Here is a 17,768-nt window from a genome sequence, read left to right as displayed (position 1 = left end):
CCCAATCGGGTCCCGGAACGCACGAACGCCGCGCCCCCGGCGTGCGGGGCGCGGCGTCCGTCAGGAGAACCGGGGGACTCAGTCGTCCGGGTCGTCGCCGACCAGGTCGGCGGCGGAGGCACCGTTCTGGCTCTTCACCGCGACCTTGGCCCGCCCGCGGCGCTGGGCCGGGCGGGGCGGGGGCGGCGGGGCCTGCTGGGCGTACTGCCCACCCCGGCCCATGATCAGCTCCGCGAACGTCGCCATGGCCTCGTCGAGCTGGCTGGCGTTGCGGCGCTCGGACTCGGCGTTGGCCTTGGTGACCAGGTCGGTGACCGAGCCGGTGTCCGGACGGTCGCGCAGCACGGTGTCGAGGCCGGCGAGCCGGTCGTCGACGCCGGCGGAGAGCGTCGAGACGTCGCCGGACAGCTTCTCCAGGCGGGTGTCGACCTCCCCGGTCAGCTTGTCGAGGCGGCCGTCGACGTCGCCGGTGAGCTTGTCGAGCTTCCCGTCGACGCTCTCGCCGAGCGCGTCGAACCGGCCGTCCACGGCCTCCGACAGCGACGACAGCCGCTCGGTGACCGAGCCGTCGAGCTCGCCCAGGCGGTCCTTCAGGGACCCGCCGAGCTTGCCGACCCGCTCCTTGACCGACCCGTCCAGGTCGGTCAGCTTGCCGTCGAGACCGGACTCGACCGAGTCGAGCCGGGTGCCGACCTCCTCCAGGCGGGCGGAGAGGGCCTCCAGCCGCTCGGTGAGGGCGTCGAACGCCGGGGCCGGGTCGACGGCCGGGCGCTGGGCCAGGTCCTCCAGGCGGCGGTGCAGGCCCACCGAGGTGTCGCCCAGCAGGTTGCGCAGGCCCTCGCCGGTCTCCTCGAAGGAGTGCACGGCCGCGTCGAGCTGCTCGCGCACCTGACGCTCGACGCCGTCGACGCGCTCCTTGATCGGGGAGGCGACGGCGTTCGGCATCGCGTCGAGCCGCATCTCGTGCCGGTCGAGGCGGTTGTCGAGGTCGTCGAGGCGCTTGTGCAGGCCGCCCAGGCGGTCGTCCAGGCCGTCCATCCGGCCCGAGACGCCCTCGAGGCGCCCGCCCATGCCGTCGAGCCGCCCGTCGAGCTGGGCGATCGGCTTGGCCAGCTTGTCCGGCAGGGACTCGATGGCACGGGTGATCGCGCCGAGCACGATCTCGGTGTTGTCCAGCTTGGACACGGTCTCGTCGAGGCGCTCGGCCAGGACGTTCAGCTCGGTCCGGTCGGGGAGTTCGGTGAGCTTCTTGCGCACGGTGCCGATGGCGTCCAGGGCCGCCAGCCGGGCGTGGATCTCGTCGAGGGAGTCGAAGATCTGCTGCTGTTCGCTGTCACGGATCTCGGCCGCTCGCATGAGCATGCCGCGCATCCGGTCGAACGAGAGGTTCGAAGTGTCGCTCATGGCACCTGCTGCGCTTCCTCTGAGCCAAGTGGGGAGTGCCCAGAGGGTAGCGACCGCCGTACGAGGGTCGACGGACGGTGTTGCGTTGAGCCGTCCGGGGCATGTCTCCGCACCCGGATCGGGTCGATCATGGCAGGTCCGGGCGCCGGTCGTCGCGCGCCACGCCGCTCGGTACCGTGCCCGAGTGGCAGATCCCACCGCTCCCGTCCCGGTCACCCGCGACACCGTCCGCCGCGCTCCCAAGGTGCTCCTGCACGACCACCTCGACGGCGGCCTGCGGGTCGGGACCGTCGTCGACCTGGCCCGCGAGTACGGCTACGACAAGCTCCCCACCACCGACCCCGGCGAGCTCGCGGCCTGGTTCCTCGGCGCCGCCCACTCCGGCTCGCTGGTCCGCTACCTCGAGACCTTCGGGCACACCGTCGCCGTGCTGCAGACCCGGGAGGCGCTGACCCGGGTCGCGGCCGAGGCCGCCGAGGACCTGGCCGCCGACGGCGTCGTCTACGCCGAGGTGCGCTTCGCCCCCGAGCTGCACGTCGAGGGCGGGCTGGACCTCGACGCCGTCATCGCCGCCGTCCTCGACGGGTTCCGGATCGGCACCGACCGCGCCGCGGCGGCCGGCAACACCATCCGGGTCGGCACCCTGCTCACCGCGATGCGGCACGCCGCCCGGTCCCGGGAGATCGCCGAGCTGGCCGTGCGCCACCGCGACTCCGGCGTGGTCGGGTTCGACATCGCCGGCGCCGAGAAGGGGTTCCCGCCCACCCGCCACCTCGACGCGTTCGAGTACGTCCGTCAGCGGTGCGCGCACGTCACCATCCACGCCGGTGAGGCGTTCGGGCTGCCCTCGATCCGGGAGGCGCTCCAGTGGTGCGGGGCCGAGCGGCTCGGGCACGGCGTCCGGATCGTCGACGACATCACCGTCACCGACGGCGGCCCGCACCTGGGCCGCCTCGCCGCCTGGGTCCGCGACAGCCGCATCCCGCTGGAGATGTGCCCGACCTCGAACGTGCACACCGGCGCCGCGTCGTCGCTGGCCGAGCACCCCATCGGGCTGCTCACCGAGCTGCGGTTCCGGGTCACGGTCAACACCGACAACCGGCTGATGTCCGGCTGCACGATGACCAGCGAGATGTACGACCTGGCCGAGACCTTCGGCTACGGCTGGGACACCCTGCGCTGGTTCACCGTCAACGCGATGAAGTCGGCGTTCATCGGGTTCGACGAGCGTCTGGCGCTCATCGAGGACGTCATCAAGCCCGGGTACGAGGCCCTGTCGCGCTAGTGCTCCCGCAGCCGGGCCTCGAGCCCGGCGACGAGCTCGCCCCAGGACTGCGCCTCCTGGGTGAACGGCGGGCTGGGTGCCATCCGCGTCGGGTCCGGCCGTACGACGAACGACACGAGCCAGCCCAGGCTGTTGGACTCGGCGAGGACCTCGGCGGGCTCGGGGTCCCCGGCCCACTCGCCGACGTCGGTCAGCAGCTCCGAGGCCAGGTCGAGCTGGACCGGGTCCAGGTCGAGCACGCCCTCGGCGAGGTCGGGGCCGATCCCGGTCAGCACGTAGGTGTTCATGTCCTCGACGCCGCCGTCGAGCTCGCCGACGGCGGCCGCGTCGAGCACCTCGGCGAAGGTGACGGCCGCGGTCAGGTCGGTCCCGGCGACGGCGGGGTGCTCCCGGTCGGCCAGCGCCCGGAACAGCGCACGCTCGGAGCCGAACACGTCGATCCGGCCGTCGGAGCCGAGGAAGACCGGCTTGTCGTCGAGGTAGCAGCGCAGGCTGACCACGGAGCGGTCGCCGACCTCGATGCGGATCGGGTCGATGCCGACCTCGGCCCAGAAGCCGGTCGGCTCCTCCTCGGCGGTGTCGGCGTCCTCGGTGCCCGCGGCTAGCGCGGCGGCCTCGAGGGCCTCGTCGTCGTCGAGGGGCTGCTCGGCGAGACGGTCGCGGAGCTCCTGCTCCTCGGCGCGCGCCTTGTCCAGCGCCCCGGCGTCGACGTCCGGGGTGGCGACGAGGTCGTCGACGGTGTCGACGATCCCGTCCCAGTGCGTCGCGATCGCCTCGGACAGCGCGGTCCAGCGCTTGGCGCCGTCACGGCCGGCGAAGGCCTGCTCGCCCTCGCGCAGCAGCGCGAACGTGGGCTCGCCGTCGAGCGCGGCGATCACGTCGGTGAGGTCGCAGACGTCGGCCAGCGACCGGACGATCGAGACGGTCTCGTGCAGCTCCTGCACGGTCAGCGCGTCCGGGTCGGCGGCGGCCAGCTCCGGCAGACCGACCAGGTCGTACCGGTGGACGGCGTCGGGGGTCAGCTCGGCGACCGCGAGCCCGGGGACCGCCGACCACGCGGGGTGGTCGGTCAGGTCGTGCTCGGGTGCGGTCCGCACGAACGCGGCGAGACCGGCCACCTCGTCGAAGACGAACACGTGCTCGTCGTCGCCGAGGAAGGCTTCCCACTCCTCGCCGTCCTCGCGCCAGGGGGGAGCCCACAGGGTGACCACGTCGCCCCGGGTGAGAGCGAGCCGGATCGGGACGATGTCGCTTGCCACGGGGCGAGCCTATCGTCGCGTCCTTCCGCCGGCCGGTCCCACCACCTCGGGTGTCGCCGGCCCGGCGGATCACGGTCGTGCGGGGTCAGGCCTGGGAGTGCAGTCGGACCACTCCGATGGACACGTCCTCGAGTCCACCCCGGTCGAAGTCGCGTCGCAGCTGGTCGGCCTTGATGGTCGCCGTCATCCCGTCGAACGGGCCGTGCGCGTCCACCTCCCCGGTCTGCGGGTCCACCGCCAGAACAACGTATCCGTCGCACTGCGTGAGCTTTTCCGCAGCAGCGATCAACGTCTGCTCCTCGGAAGTCGTGTTCTCCGGCATCGGATCACCTCCTTGTTGTCTAGTACAGCGTCGGCGGTGCCCTCGATGTGACACCGTTTCGGCCATACCACCCGTTCGGGTCAGGTGAATCGCGAGATCGGCGACCGCGCGTGCTGATCGTGGCACTCCACGCGGTCGGTCACGCGATCCGGGGAACCGGACGTGTCCGACCGGACACCGTTGGTGATCACGGTTCCGCTCGGGGATCGGCTGTCACGCAAGGTCTGCGAGGGTGTCCGCGGCCTCACCCGGGAGGACGAGGAGGTGCATCCGGCCGGTCCCGGCGTCACTCGTCGGTGAGCGCGTGCTTCTCACGCTTCGTGAACCGTGACACGCATCCGTGTCAACGTCCGGGGATGACGTCCCGGTGTCCGTCCGGTCACGGGACGGCATCGTCGCAGGACACGGGGCGCGTCCGGCCGTCGGGTCCCACCGGCCCGCGGGGCGACGGCACCGGATCGGTGGGCCGGGCGCCTCCTCACGGGGGATCTCCTCGCGGCCCGGCCGCCGTAGGCTGTGCGCCCGTGGACACGATCGTCGTCGACCACCCGCTCGCGCGGGCCCGGCTCAGCACCATGCGGGACGCCCGCACCGACAACGCCACCTTCCGGGCGGCGTTGCGCGAGCTCACCCTGATGCTGGTCTACGAGGCCACCCGCTCGGCGCCGCTGGCCGAGGACCGGATCCACACCCCGGTCTCGCGGACGGTCGGGTACCGGCTCGCGAACCCGCCGGTGCTCGTCCCCGTGCTGCGGGCCGGGCTGGGGATGGCCGAGGCCGCGCTGAACCTGATCCCGGACTCGCAGATGGGCTTCGTCGGCATGGCCCGCGACGAGACGACCCACGAGCCGGTGCCCTACATGGAGTCGCTGCCCGACAGCCTCGTCGGGCGGCCGGTGTTCGTGCTCGACCCGATGCTGGCCACCGGCGGCTCGATGGTGCACACCGTGGAGCTGCTGACCCGTCGCGGCGCCGACGACGTGACGGTCCTCTGCGCGCTGTCCGCGCCGGAGGGCGTGGAGCGGCTGCGCGCGTCCGGGCTGCCGGTCCGGATGGTGACCGCCAGCATCGACGAGCGGCTCAACGACTCGGCGTTCATCGTCCCCGGCCTCGGCGACGCCGGGGACCGCCAGTTCGGCGCGGTCTGAGCCCGCCGTGAGGCCCTCCCGCCGCATCCTCACCGGGGTCGTGGCGACGGTGGTCGCGGTCGCGCTGTCGGCGCTGCCCGCGGCGGACCGGCCGGAGGACGCCGAGGTGCCCGCCGCCGTCGACGAGCCCGGGGTGGTGCGGGTGATGCCGCTCGGCGCGTCGTCGACGGTCGGGGTGGGGAGCCCGGGGACGGCGGGCTACCGCCTCCCGCTGTGGCAGCGCCTGGCCGCCGACGGCGTCCGCATCGACTACGTCGGCTCCCGCAGCTCCGGGCCGGACGCGCTGCCCGACACCGACCACGAGGGCCGCTCCGGCTGGACGGCGGCCCGGATGGTGCCGATGACGGGCGGCTGGGTGCTGGCCGCGCAGCCGGACGTCGTGCTGCTGCACGCCGGGACCAACGACCTGCTGCAGGGCGCGAGCGCGCGGGCGACGGCGGCGAGCCTGGACCGCCTGCTGGACCGCGTGTTCGCGGCCGCACCGCACACCCACGTGATCATGGCCGGGGTGTGGGCGCCGCTGCCGAAGCAGCGGGCCGAGCGGGCGCGGCTGGCCGAGTACCTGCCGCGGGTCGCCGCGGCGCACCGGGCGGCCGGGCACTCGGTGGAGTTCGTCGACACCTCCACCCTGTTCCCCGCCGGGCGGACCGCGGACGGCCTGCACGCCGGACCGGGCGCCTACCGCACGATCGCGTCGGTGTGGGCCGACCGGATCGAGGCGCACCTCGGGGTCCGGCCCGCCACCGGGCGCCGGTAGCTCAGTCCTCCGGCATGACGGTCGCGGCCACGACCGCGCCCAGCTCGCGGCACGCGGCCCGGGCGGCGGCGTCCGGGGGACCCGCGACCTCGACCGGCGCGGCCGCCGCGGTCCAGCCCATCGCCCCGGCGACCGCGGTCACCGAGCGGGTCGCGCCGGAGGTGTCCGAGCCGCCGTGCACCCACAGCCCGTAGGGCAGGCCGCGGGTGTCGTCGGCGCAGACGTAGAAGACCTGGTCGAGGAAGTGCTTGAGCGCGCCGGACATGTAGCCGATGTTCGCCGGCGTCCCGAGGACGACGGCGTCCGCGGCGAGAAGGTCGCTCGCCGTCGCGGCAAGGGCGGCGCGGGCGACGACCTCCACCCCGGTGATGTCCGGGTCGGCCGCGCCCGCGCGGACCTCGGCGAGCAGCTCCGCGGTGGCGGGGGACGGCGTGTGGTGGACCAGGAGCAGGCGCGCGCTCATCCGGCGAGCATCCCGTCGACCTCCGTGTGCAGCGCGTCCAGGCGCTCCGCGGCGACGGCCCGTGACGCCGGCACCGCGGCCACGTCGCCGGTGGGGTCCTCCACGACCTCCAGGTAGGCCTTGAGCTTCGGCTCGGTCCCCGACGGGCGGATCACCACGCGGGTCCCGGGCCGCCGCAGCCGCAGCACGTCGGGGGCCGGGCGGTCGGCCTCCCAGCCGGCCGGGGGCGCGTCGCGCAGCCGGGCGACGGCGGCGTCGCGCTCGGCGGGGGCCATCCGGATCGAGACGCCCCGGGTGGCGTGCACGCCGAACTCCGCGGCCAGCTCGTCGAGCCGGCGCGGCACCGACGACCCGGCCGCGGCGAGCCCGCGCACCAGGTCCGCGGCGACGACGGCGGCGGAGACGCCGTCCTTGTCCCGGACGCCGTCGGGGTCGACGCAGAGCCCGATCGCCTCCTCGTAGCCGAAGACGAGCCCGTCGCCGGCCCGCACGATCCACTTGAACCCGGTGAGGGTCTCGGCGGAGCGGGCCCCGCGGGCGGCCGCGACCCGGGCGAGCATCGACGACGACACCACGGTCGTCGCGACCAGCGGGTCCGCCGCGGTCCCGGTCCGCAGGACGTGGTCGCCGAGCAGCACGCCGGTCTCGTCGCCGGACAGCATCCGCCAGCCGTCGGGGAAGGCGACGCCGAGCGCGCACCGGTCGGCGTCCGGGTCCAGCGCGACGGCGAGGTCCGCGCCGCTGTCGGCGGCCAGCGCGAGCAGTGCGTCGGTCGCGCCGGGCTCCTCCGGGTTCGGGAAGGCGACCGTCGGGAAGTCGGGGTCGGGCACGGCCTGGCTCGCGACGACGGCGACGTCGTGCACCCCGGCCCGGGCGAGCGCGGCGACCGCGGTCGCGCCGCCGACGCCGTGCATCGGGGTGAGCGCGATCCGCGGCGCGGGCGCCCCGGTGTTCCCCGACAGCGTCGCGACCCGGTCCAGGTAGGCGCCGGTGATCTCCGCCGGGTCCGGCAGCGGCCCGAGCGGCACCGACACCGCGGGCGGGGCGGCGGTGATCGCGTCCTCGATGGCGGCGTCGTCGGGACCCACGAGCTGCGCGCCGTCGGCGAGGTAGACCTTGTAGCCGTTGTCGGCGGGCGGGTTGTGCGAGGCGGTGACGGCGATCCCGGCGACCGCGCCGAGGTGCCGCACGGCGAAGGCCACCAGCGGGGTGGGGACGGGGCCGTCGAGCAGGGTCACGGTGAACCCGGCGCCGGTCAGCACCCGGGCGGTGGCCTCGGCGAACGCCGCCGACCCGTGCCGGGCGTCCCGGCCGACGACGACCCGGCCGGTGCCCGTGGTCCGGGCCAGGTGGGCGGCCAGCCCGGCGGTCGCCCGGGTCACGACGGCGACGTTCATCCCCGACGGCCCGGCCCGCACCGGCCCGCGCAGCCCGGCGGTGCCGAAGCGCAGCGGCCCGGACAGCCGGTCGGCCAGCTCGTCGCCGGCCGCCGCGGCGCCGTCGCCGCCGGCCATCGCGGTGGCCAGCACGCGCTGCAGCTCGGCCCGGGTGCCCGGGTCGGGGTCGTCGGCGATCCAGCGCAGCGCCGCGTCGCGCAGCGGCCCCGGGAGCACCATCAGATGCGGCCGACGAGGTCGCGCAGTAGCGAGCCCATCCGGGTCGCCGCGGCGGCGCCGGCGTCGAGGACCTCCTGGTGGTTCAGCGGCTGCCCGGACAGGCCCGCGGCCAGGTTGGTGACCAGCGAGATGCCGGCGACCTCCAGCCCGGCGGCGCGGGCGGCGATCGTCTCGGCGACGGTGGACATCCCGACCAGGTCCGCGCCCAGCGTGCGCAGCATCCGGATCTCGGCCGGGGTCTCGAAGTGGGGGCCGGGCAGCCCGGCGTAGACGCCGTCGACCAGCGACGGGTCCAGCTCGCGGGCGGCGGCGCGCAGCCGCGGGGAGTAGGCGTCGGTGAGGTCGACGAAGTGCGCGCCGTGCAGCGGCGAGCGCGCCAGCAGGTTGAGGTGGTCGGAGATCAGCACCGGCTGCCCGACCGACAGGCCCTCGGTGATGCCGCCCGCCGCGTTGGTCAGCACGACCGTGCGGACACCGGCCGCCGCGGCGGTGCGGACGCCGTGCACGACCGGGTCCATCCCGTGGCCCTCGTAGAGGTGGGTGCGCCCGAGCAGGACCAGCACCCGGGTGTCGCCGATGCGCAGCGAGCGGGCGGTGCCGCCGTGGCCGACCGCGGACGGCGCGACGAACCCGGGCAGCTCCGCCATCGGGACCTCGGTGTCCGGGGTGCCGAGGACGTCGGCGGCCGGACGCCAGCCGGAGCCCAGGACTACCGCCACGTCGTGGGTGTCGGTGCCGGTGCGGCGGGCGAGCTCGGCGGCGGCGTCGTGGGCGCGAGCGGTGGGGTCGGCGGTGTCGGCCATGGGCGCCAGCCTAGGGGGCGCCTGCGCCATGGCCGGCTCAGCCCGGGGTGGCGCGGAAGCCCGAGGCGATGGCGTCGAACAGGCCCGCGACGGCGTCCTCGGCGCGGCCGGCGGGGGAGGTCAGCTGCAGTACCCAGACCCCGCCGAGCTGGTCGCGGCCGGGGATGATGCGCATCAGCGTGCTGCGCTGCGCGCTGCCGCTGCCGGTGGTGAGCGCGATCTGGCTGGAGCCGTCGGGCAGCTGCTCGACCGGCCCGGCCTCGACCGGGTCGACACCCAGCGCCTCCGGGGTGAGGGCCTCGGTGACGGCCTGCAGCGAGGTCGCCGCCCGGACCGACAGCTCCTGACGGCCGTCCGGGCTGACGAAGCGGACGACGACCGAGCCGTCGGGGGCGGGCGAGCGGAACTGCGTCCAGCCGTCGGGCACCGGCACGGTGAAGCCGAGCGGGTCCGGGTAGGTGGTGCGCAGCGACCGGTCGGTGGCGACCGTGACCGTCGACAGCGGTTCCTGGCCGGCCAGCGCGCGGACCCCGGCGAACCCGGCGAGCGCGCCGAGCAGCACGATCAGGGCGCCGCCGAGGACCAGCGGGACGGCGCCGAGCACGGTGGTCGGGCCGGCCGCCGCGGTGCGGGCGGGCGCCGCCCCCCGCGACGACGGCCGGGCCTGCCGCGGGCGCGGCGGCTCGGCGGGCGGCGGTGCCGGGGCGGGCACGGGGTCGGCGACCGGGACGCGGCCGTAGGCGCCGGTGCCGGTGGGGCCGACCGGGCCGGGCGGGGGCGGTGCGGCGACCCGCGGCGGTGCCGGTGCCGGGGCCGCGCCGGTCGGTGCGGGCACCCGCGCCATCACGGTCGGCACGTCCGGCGAGCCGGGGAAGATCGGGTCGTCCGGGTCGGCGAGCAGCGGGCGCAGCCGGGCCCGGACCTCGTCGAGCGGCATCCGGCCCGACGGCTCCTTGACCATCAGCCCGGCGATGACCTCGGCGAGCGGGCCGGTGATCGTCGGCGCGGGGACGGGGCCGTCGACGACCTCGGTGATGGTGCGGACCGGGTCGCCGTCGACGTCGTAGGGCGGGCGGCCCTCGACGGCGGCCCAGAGCGTCGCGCCGAGGCCCCACAGGTCCGCGGCCGGGGTGACCGGCTGGCCCGCGGCGACCTCGGGGGCGATGTAGGCGGGCGAGCCGAGCACGAGGCCCGCGGAGGTCATCGGCGCGTCGGACTCGTTGCGGGCGATGCCGAAGTCGGTGAGCTTGATCCGGCCGTCGTCGGAGATCAGGACGTTGCCGGGCTTCACGTCGCGGTGGGTGATCCCGGCCCGGTGCGCGGCCCGCAGCGCCGCCGCCGTGCCGTGCCCGACGACGCCGGCCTGCGCGGCGTCGAGCCTGCCCAGCTCGGTGATCGCCGCGGCCAGGTTCTTCGACGGCACCAGCTCCATGACCACCAGCGGCTCGTCGCCGCCGGAGTCGAGCACGTCGAAGACGGTCACGACGTTGGGGTGCGACAGCCCGGCCAGCGCCCGGGCCTCCCGCATGATGCGTTCCCGCAGCTCCAGCTTCTCCCCGGCCGGGATGCCGTCGGGGATCTTCAGCTCCTTGAGCGCGACGCGGCGGTGCAGGACCTCGTCGAAACCCGACCAGACGGTGCCCATCGCGCCGCTCCCGAGCGGACCGTCGACGCGGTACCGCCCGGCGAACTGTCGGCGCTGGACCTCGCCCTCGGGAACGGACACGCCGTCGATTGTTCCATCGTGCCCGCGCGGCCCGTCCCCGCACACCGTTCCCGGCCGAGATCGTCACCGCCGGTGCGCGGGGGTGACGGTGCGTGACGACACTGGTCGGTCCGGGACGTCGGGCGGCCGCCGCGGCGGGCCGGGCGTACGGACGGTCACGGTCCGGTGGCATTCCGGCCGCGGGACGGTGTCGTCGTGCCGGGAGTTCCCCGTGACGGGCGTCCGAACCGCCGGTGAACGGCGAGGACGGCCGTTCGCCGACGGGAGGAGCGGTCGCACGCGGCCGTTCACCTGGAGCGGTGAACCCGCTGGCAGCAGCTCGCCGACCCCTTGCCGCCCCGAGGCGTGTACGGACGATTTCGACTGGAACACCGCCGGACGGGTGAGCACCATCATGGGTGGTGGGAGACGACCGAACGCCGTCCGCGTCGACCGCGGACATGCGGGCCGTTCCCGCCGAGGGCCAGTACGAGGAGGACAAGGTGACTGCGCTGCAGACCCGCACCGAGCTCCCGGAGATCACCGATCCCGCGGTCGACGATCTCGGCTCCGGCACGGGTCCGGCCTGGCTGGAGTCGTGGATGCGGGCGCACAAGGGCGAGATCGTCGGCTGGCGCCGCGCGATCCACGCCCAGCCCGAGCTGGCCCGTCGCGAGCACCTCACGACCGCGCGCGTCGCGGAGACCCTGCGGCGGGCCGGTCTGGAGCCGCGCACGCTGCGCGGCGGCACCGGCGTCGTCTGCGAGGTGGGGCACGGCGAGCCGCTGGTCGCCCTGCGCGCGGACATGGACGCGCTGCCCCTGCAGGAGCAGACCGGTCTCCCGTTCGCCTCCGAGGTGCCCGGCGTGATGCACGCCTGCGGGCACGACGCGCACACCGCGATGCTGCTCGGCGCGGCACTGGCGCTGCAGTCCGCGCCGTCGCTGCCCGGCCGGGTCCGGCTGGTGTTCCAGCCGGCCGAGGAGGTGCAGCCGGGCGGCGCGCTCGACGCCGTCGAGCAGGGCGTGATGGAGGGCGTGCAGCGGATCTTCGCGCTGCACTGCGACCCGCGCCTGGAGGTCGGACGCCTCGGCACCCGGGTCGGGCCGATCACCTCGGCCTGCGACCTCATCGAGGTCCGGCTGACCTCCCCGGGCGGGCACACCTCGCGCCCGCACCTGACCGCCGACCTCGTGCAGGCGCTCGGGCTGCTGGCCACCCAGGTGCCGCTGTTGCTGACCCGCCACGTCGACCCGCGCTCGGGCACCGTCCTGACCTGGGGTGCGGTGCACGCCGGGGACGCGGCGAACGCGATCCCGCAGTCCGGGCTGCTGCGCGGCACCCTGCGCACCGCCGACCACGCCACCTGGACCGAGCTCGAGGAGAAGCTGCGGGCGCTCGTCGCGTCCGTGCTGGCCCCGACCGGTGTCGGCTACGTGCTCGATCACGTCCGCGGTGTCCCGCCGGTCGTCAACGACGCGGTGTCCACCGGGATGCTGCGCGACGCCGCGGTGACCGTCGGGGGCGAGGCGGCCGACGCCTCCACCGAGCAGTCCTCCGGCGGCGAGGACTTCGCCTGGTACCTGGAGCACTCCGCGGGCGCCATGGCGCGGCTCGGGGTGTGGTCGGGCGCCGGGAAGCAGCGGGACATCCACCAGCCGACCTTCGACCTCGACGAGCGGGCCCTGCCGTTCGGCTCGCGGGTGCTGGTGCAGGCCGCATTGTCCGCCCTGGCGCAGGCGGCCTCCTGAACCACCGTCTCCCGCGGTGAACGACGACGGCCCGGTCCCCTCGCGGGGGCCGGGCCGTGGTCGTCAGCCGGTGCGGCCGGTCAGGACTGGTTGCCGGGGGAGGACTTGCGGCTGGGCCTGCTGCGCAGCTCGTTGACGTAGTCGTCCGGGGCGCCCGCGGTCTCCGCGGCGTCGGCGATCACGCCCAGGTAGCGGGCCGACGGGTCCCCGCCCTCGTAGGCGTTCAGCACGTAGATGAACGCGAGGACGCTGCCGTCGAGGGTGGCGACGCGCAGCCGCAGCTTCTTGTGCATGCCCAGCTCGCCGCCCTCCCAGCGGTCGAGCTGGCGTTCGTCGTGCTCGGGGACGTCGTAGAGCACGACGAACACCTGCGAGCCCGGCTCCTCCACCACGGTGGAGAGCGCGCCCTCCCAGGTGTAGTCCTCGCCGCCGAACGTCAGCCGCCAGCCCTGGAGCCACCCGGTCCCGGCCATCGGCGAGTGCGGGGCGCGCTCCTTCATCTGCTCGGGGTCCATGTTCGACCCGTACGCGGCATACAGCGGCACGCGTGCAGGGTAATGGGAAGCCCGGCGGGGCCTCGACCCGCCCGGTCCTAAGGATGGGACACGCGTACTGTGAGCCCCGTCGACGCCGGCGGGCGGGACCGCCTGCCGGTCCACCACCACCGACTTCTCCAGGGGGATCTCCCGTGACCCGCATCGTCATCATGGGCGGCGGACCGGCCGGGTACGAGGCCGCGCTCGTCGCGGCACAGCACGGCAGCGAGGTGACCGTCGTCGAGCGGGACGGGATGGGCGGCGCCTGCGTCGTCTACGACTGCGTCCCCTCGAAGACCTTCATCTCCTCCGCGGCCGTCCGGGTCGACCTGCACCGTGCCGAGGACCTCGGCGTGCTGGTCGACCGCGGCAACTCCGCGGTCGACCTGCCCGCGGTCAACCAGCGGGTCAAGTCCCTCGCTCTCGCCCAGTCCGCCGACGTGCGGGCCCGGCTGGAGAACGAGGGCGTCCGGATCATCGCCGGCACCGCGCAGTTCGCCGGGCCCGGCGCGGCCCGCGCCGCGCACGAGGTGACCGCCACCCACGCCGACGGGACGGTCGAGGAGCTCGTCGCCGACGTCGTCCTCATCGCGACCGGGGCCACCCCGCGGGTGCTGGACTCCGCCCGCCCCGACGGCGACCGGATCCTCGACTGGCGCCAGCTCTACGACCTCGACGAGCTGCCCGAGCACCTGATCGTGATCGGGTCGGGCGTGACCGGCGCGGAGTTCTGCTCCGCCTACGTCGAGCTCGGCTGCCGGGTCAGCCTGGTCTCCAGCCGTGACCGGGTCCTCCCGCACGAGGACGCCGACGCCGCCGCCGTGCTCGAGGAGGTCTTCGCCGAGCGCGGCGTCGAGATCCTCGCCCACGCCCGCGCGGACTCCGTCGAGAACACCGGCGACGGCGTCCGCGTGACGCTGTCCGACGGCCGCGTCGTCGAGGGCTCGCACGCCCTGATGACCGTCGGGTCGATCCCGAACACCGCCGACCTCGGCCTGGAGAAGATCGGCATCGAGACCGACCGCGGCGGGTTCGTCCCCGTCGACAAGGTCTCGCGCACCTCGGAGCCGGGCGTCTACGCGGCCGGCGACTGCACCGGCGTGCTCATGCTCGCCTCGGTCGCGGCCATGCAGGGCCGGATCGCGATGTGGCACGCGCTGGGCGAGGGCGTCTCCCCGATCCGGCTGCGGACCGTCGCGGCGAACGTGTTCACCCGCCCCGAGATCGCGACCGTCGGGATCAGCCAGAACGCGATCGACTCCGGCGAGGTCCCGGCCCGCACCGTGATGCTGCCGCTGTCGACCAACCCGCGCGCCAAGATGCGCGGGCTGCGCCGCGGCTTCGTGAAGCTGTTCTGCCGCCCGGCGTCCGGCGTGGTCATCGGTGGTGTCGTGGTCGCCCCGGTCGCGAGCGAGCTGATCCTGCCGATCGCGATGGCGGTCCAGAACGGGCTGGGCGTGGACGACCTGGCCCACACCTTCTCGGTGTACCCGTCGCTGTCCGGGTCGATCACCGAGGCGGGCCGTCAGCTCATGCAGCACTCCGACCTGGACTGAACAGCTCCGCGAACCGGTCGCGCAGCTCGCCGTCGCCCGCGGGGGCGAGGGTGGACCACTCGGGTCCGCCGTGCGCGCCGGTCCCGCGGGTCAGCCGGTAGCGCCCCCGCGGCGTGTCGACGACGGCGACGTGCCCCGGCAGCCGCGACGGGCTGCCCCAGCGGTCGTGCCGGACGGCACAGATCTGCGCACGGTGCGCGGGCCCGGCGAGCAGCGGTGCGAGCCGGGCCCGCTGCCCGTCGTCCGTGCCGGGGTCGGTGTGTGCGTCCGCGTCGAGGAGGCGGGCCAGCTCGGTGGTGGGCAGGGCCACGGCGGGCCCGGGCCCCGGCGCGCGCCGGGGCAGGGCCGACACCGCGGCGAACGCCGGTGAGCCCGCCGCGGTGACGGTGACGGCTCCGCCGGTGTGGACGGCGAGGACGCCGTCGCCGTCGCGCTCGGCGGCGACCGCGCGCAGCGGCCCGTCGTCGAACCGGCCGCGCACCTCCAGGTGACGGTCGGGGCGGGCGAGCAGGGCCAGCAGCCGTACCAGCGCGGGGTCGGGTCCGGCCGGACCGGCGAGGCCGCGGGCGCGCAGCCCGCCGACGCCGGCCGCCACGACCCGGCGTCGCTCCTCGCGGGTGCGCCCGGGGGAGGGCAGCCGCAGCGCCACCGGGGTGGCGCCGAGCCCCAGGTGCTCCCAGACGACGTCGAACTCGGCGCCGGTGAGCACGAACGGCACCGACGGGGTCCAGGGCGCGGGCTCAGCCACGGCCCCTCCAGCGCGCGTCGGGGCGCAGGACGCCGGGGTCGGGTCGGGCATCGGGCTGCTCCGGGGGGTCGTCGGGGGCGGCGTGCTCGTCGGCGACGAGGCGCCAGGCCGGGATGCGGGGGTCGGCGGGCGCGCCGACGGTCGCCGCGACCGGGTGCGGGGCGGCCGGGACCGCGCCCACCGGTACTCCGGCGGGGGTGACGGCCGGGTCGCCCGGTGCCGGCATCGGCGGCGGGGTGGGGCGGGCGTGTGTGACGGCGCCGGGGGGCGCCGGGCCGTCGGTGTGGGGGACGGCGAGGTCGCCGGTGGTGACGCCGTAGTGGACCGGGCTGCGGGGACCGTCGGGGTCTCCGGGATCGCCGGGGGCGGGGCAGTGCGGGGCGGTGCCGCCGCCGGTCGGTCCGCTGCCGGTCGGCCCGTGGCCGGTGGGGCCGGTGCCCGTCGCACCCCCGCCGGGCGTGGGCTGAGTGGGCGCGACGCCGCCGTTCGTGGAGTGGCCGGGGCCCGCGGACGTGGAGCTGTGCGGCGTGGGGTCGCCGGGGGCGGTACCGCCGGTGGTTCCGCCGCCGGTTCCCCCCGGGGACGGTCGGTCGCTCGGGAATGCACCGGGAGCGGGGCCTCCGGGCGAGGCGCCGTCCGGGTGGGGGCCACCGGGCGTCCACGGCACTCCACCGTCGGCGGCCGGGGCGCCGCTGGGGGCGCGGGTGCCGCTGGTCGTCGCGTCGCCGGAGGGCGGTCGGTGCTCGGCCCCGCTCGGCGGTCCGTCACCCGGCGGGTCCTGGGCGGCACCGCCGGACGGTGTCCCGTGGCCGACCGCGTCGCCGGGCCGCGGGGCCCCACCGGGGGTGGTGTCGCTGCCGGGCCCCTCCGGCCCCGGTGCGGCGTCGTCGCCGGCCCGTGCGCCGTGCTCCGACGGCAGGTCATCGGAGGGGTGTGCGTCGCGTCCCGGTGGCAGGTCGCCGGAGGGGTGTGCGCCGTGCTCCGGGGTCAGGTCGCCGCCGGGGCGCGGGTGGCCGGGCGGCGTGCCGTCCTCGGCGGGCCTGCGTCCGTCCCGGCTCTGTCGCTCCCGGCGGATCGTGGCGCCGATCAGGATCCCGGCCCCGCCGAGCGCCCCGCCCGCGAGCACCGCGGCGGTCACCGCGGCGGTCACCGCGGTGCCGCCGCCGGGGTCCGCGCCGCCGACACCGCCCGGGTCGCCGGCGCCCGCGGGGGAGGCCGGACCGGCCACGAGGCCGACGGTTCCGGGCCCGGTGTCCGTGCCGGGCGTGCCGGTGCGGGGTGTGTCGGTCGCGGAGGCGTCCGCGAGGTCGGGCCCGGAGGAGGGCCCGCCGACGTCGATCGGCCGCGCCCCGGGCACCCCGGCCCGTCCGTTCCCGGTCAGCACCGCCGCGGTGATCCCGCCGAGGCCGATCCCCGCGAACACCGTCGTCCCCGACGCAGCGCCGCCCGCCGGGGCCGGATCCGCATCGCCGCCGGGACCGGGCGGGCGCCCGCCGGGCGACGGGGCCGGGACGGCGGGGGAGGCGGGGACGGTGCCGTCGTGGGCGACGGCCGGGGACGCACCCCACCCCGTCCACGGGGCGCCGGTGACGCGGGTGTCGCCGTCGTAGCGGACCATCAGCTCCGCGGCCCGGCCGGCCGAGTTGCCCGCGGCGAGGTCGGCGGCCGCCCAGTCGTCGAGCAGGGCCGGGCCGGTGGGTGCGGTCTCGGGCGGCGTCGGGGCCGCGGCGGCCGGCATCCGGGCCCGGAGGTCCGCGGCGAGCCCGGCCTGGGCGGCGAGTGCGTCGGCGGTGCGGTCCGCGTCGACGGCGGCGGAGACGACCCAGCCGTCCAGCGACCCGAACGCCACGGTGACGCCGTCCGCGGTGCCGCCGGACCACCCTCCGGGCAGCTCGCGGACCTGGCCGGACAGCTCGCGGTGGACGTCGGTGAGCGCGGCGGCGGCGTCGCGCCAGGCCCGCTCCGCCCCGGCCGACGCCGAGGGGCCCGGACCGGACGCGACCATCGCGACGATCTCGGCGTGGCTCAGTCCCGCCCAACGGGGTGCGGTCACCGGGCACCCCCGTTCAGCGCGTCCGTCGTCGACTCCTCGGTGTGGATGTAGGCACGCCCGGTGACACCGGCGGCGTCGCGGGCCCGCAGCAGCTCCGCGTGCAGCGTGCGCAGCCGGCCGATCGCGGCGTCCGGGCCGTCCGCGGCGTGGACGGTGTAGCGGGCGGCGGCCTCGGCGCTGGCCGGATCCCCCAGCCACGGTTCGACCCGGCGGGCGTCGGCGTCGAGGGTGCGGAGCGCGACGGCCAGCCGGGACGCGGCCCGGTCGAGCGCCTCCGCCGCCCCGGCCGGGGCGGCCGGGTCGACACGCAGGTCCGGGTGGATGTCGGGCACGTCGGCCTCCGGTGCGGACGGGCGGATCAC

Annotated in this window: 16 protein-coding genes; 5 read left to right on the top strand and 11 right to left on the bottom strand. The window is 76.2% G+C overall.

Going from position 1 to position 17,768, the window contains the following annotated elements; translation table 11 throughout:
* Positions 1–78 precede the first annotated feature (78 nt).
* Positions 79–1,404, bottom strand: a complete 1,326-nt coding sequence (locus tag DMP17_RS42245; RefSeq protein WP_226349907.1) for a PA containing protein — start codon at positions 1,402–1,404, stop codon at positions 79–81.
* Between the two features lie 184 nt (positions 1,405–1,588).
* On the opposite strand from DMP17_RS42245, the gene DMP17_RS42240 reads away from it, so the two are divergent.
* Positions 1,589–2,689, top strand: a complete 1,101-nt coding sequence (locus DMP17_RS42240) for an adenosine deaminase (protein WP_337832448.1) — start codon at positions 1,589–1,591, stop codon at positions 2,687–2,689.
* On the opposite strand, the gene DMP17_RS42235 is transcribed toward DMP17_RS42240, so the two are convergent.
* A complete protein-coding gene (locus tag DMP17_RS42235) occupies positions 2,686–3,948 on the bottom strand; it encodes a primosomal protein (RefSeq protein ID WP_337832447.1) in 1,263 nt (420 codons plus the stop codon). The two genes, DMP17_RS42240 and DMP17_RS42235, sit on opposite strands and share 4 nt — an antisense overlap.
* Positions 3,949–4,033: 85 nt before the next feature.
* Complete coding sequence (locus DMP17_RS42230) at positions 4,034–4,270, bottom strand: hypothetical protein (protein ID WP_010230125.1); 237 nt, start codon at positions 4,268–4,270, stop codon at positions 4,034–4,036.
* Between the two features lie 524 nt (positions 4,271–4,794).
* Here DMP17_RS42230 and upp point away from each other — a divergent pair.
* Together upp and DMP17_RS42220 are read left to right on the top strand one after the other, a co-directional pair.
* Positions 4,795–5,418, top strand: coding sequence for a uracil phosphoribosyltransferase (gene upp / locus DMP17_RS42225; protein WP_226349910.1), 624 nt, complete (start codon positions 4,795–4,797; stop codon positions 5,416–5,418).
* Between the two features lie 7 nt (positions 5,419–5,425).
* Positions 5,426–6,175 carry an SGNH/GDSL hydrolase family protein gene (locus DMP17_RS42220; protein WP_337832446.1) on the top strand — a complete coding sequence of 250 codons (750 nt, stop codon included), beginning with the start codon at positions 5,426–5,428 and terminating at the stop codon, positions 6,173–6,175.
* A gap of 1 nt (position 6,176) precedes the next feature.
* On the opposite strand, the gene DMP17_RS42215 is transcribed toward DMP17_RS42220, so the two are convergent.
* Genes DMP17_RS42215 through DMP17_RS42200 form a run of 4 tightly spaced genes read right to left on the bottom strand, consistent with a single transcriptional unit; the run spans position 6,177 to position 10,783 of the window.
* Complete coding sequence (locus DMP17_RS42215) at positions 6,177–6,638, bottom strand: flavodoxin family protein (protein ID WP_337832445.1); 462 nt, start codon at positions 6,636–6,638, stop codon at positions 6,177–6,179.
* Entirely contained in the window at positions 6,635–8,254 is a 1,620-nt protein-coding gene (locus DMP17_RS42210; protein WP_337832444.1) for a phospho-sugar mutase, read from the bottom strand. The genes DMP17_RS42215 and DMP17_RS42210 overlap by 4 nt, the downstream gene beginning before the upstream one ends.
* The gene (locus tag DMP17_RS42205; protein ID WP_226367575.1) at positions 8,254–9,057 is read right to left on the bottom strand and encodes a purine-nucleoside phosphorylase; all 804 of its coding nucleotides are present in this window, start codon (positions 9,055–9,057) and stop codon (positions 8,254–8,256) included. The genes DMP17_RS42210 and DMP17_RS42205 overlap by 1 nt, the downstream gene beginning before the upstream one ends.
* Before the next feature lie 37 nt (positions 9,058–9,094).
* Complete coding sequence (locus tag DMP17_RS42200) at positions 9,095–10,783, bottom strand: serine/threonine-protein kinase (RefSeq protein ID WP_337832443.1); 1,689 nt, start codon at positions 10,781–10,783, stop codon at positions 9,095–9,097.
* A gap of 440 nt (positions 10,784–11,223) precedes the next feature.
* Here DMP17_RS42200 and DMP17_RS42195 point away from each other — a divergent pair, with 440 nt between their 5' ends.
* A complete protein-coding gene (locus DMP17_RS42195; RefSeq protein ID WP_226368245.1) occupies positions 11,224–12,513 on the top strand; it encodes an amidohydrolase in 1,290 nt (429 codons plus the stop codon).
* Between the two features lie 80 nt (positions 12,514–12,593).
* Here the strand turns inward: DMP17_RS42195 and DMP17_RS42190 are convergent, their stop codons facing one another.
* Positions 12,594–13,058: a gamma-glutamylcyclotransferase gene (locus DMP17_RS42190; protein WP_062397641.1), complete on the bottom strand. Its 465-nt coding sequence runs from the start codon at positions 13,056–13,058 to the stop codon at positions 12,594–12,596.
* Positions 13,059–13,201: 143 nt separating this feature from the next.
* Between DMP17_RS42190 and DMP17_RS42185 the strand changes: the two genes are divergently transcribed.
* Positions 13,202–14,605: an NAD(P)H-quinone dehydrogenase gene (locus DMP17_RS42185; protein WP_337832442.1), complete on the top strand. Its 1,404-nt coding sequence runs from the start codon at positions 13,202–13,204 to the stop codon at positions 14,603–14,605.
* On the opposite strand, the gene DMP17_RS42180 is transcribed toward DMP17_RS42185, so the two are convergent.
* The 3 genes from DMP17_RS42180 to DMP17_RS42170 are packed head-to-tail and all read right to left on the bottom strand — an operon-like array spanning position 14,580 to position 17,768.
* A complete protein-coding gene (locus DMP17_RS42180; protein ID WP_226349917.1) occupies positions 14,580–15,353 on the bottom strand; it encodes an ESX secretion-associated protein EspG in 774 nt (257 codons plus the stop codon). The two genes, DMP17_RS42185 and DMP17_RS42180, sit on opposite strands and share 26 nt — an antisense overlap.
* Positions 15,346–17,406 (bottom strand): PPE domain-containing protein, encoded by a 2,061-nt coding sequence (locus tag DMP17_RS42175; protein WP_337832441.1) that lies wholly within the window; start codon positions 17,404–17,406, stop codon positions 15,346–15,348. Before DMP17_RS42175 ends, DMP17_RS42180 begins: the two co-directional genes overlap by 8 nt.
* A complete protein-coding gene (locus DMP17_RS42170) occupies positions 17,403–17,768 on the bottom strand; it encodes a hypothetical protein (protein ID WP_226349919.1) in 366 nt (121 codons plus the stop codon). The genes DMP17_RS42175 and DMP17_RS42170 overlap by 4 nt, the downstream gene beginning before the upstream one ends.

The sequence above is a fragment of the Pseudonocardia sp. TMWB2A genome (assembly GCF_017312135.1).
This window is presented reverse-complemented; position numbering and strand designations above follow the sequence as displayed.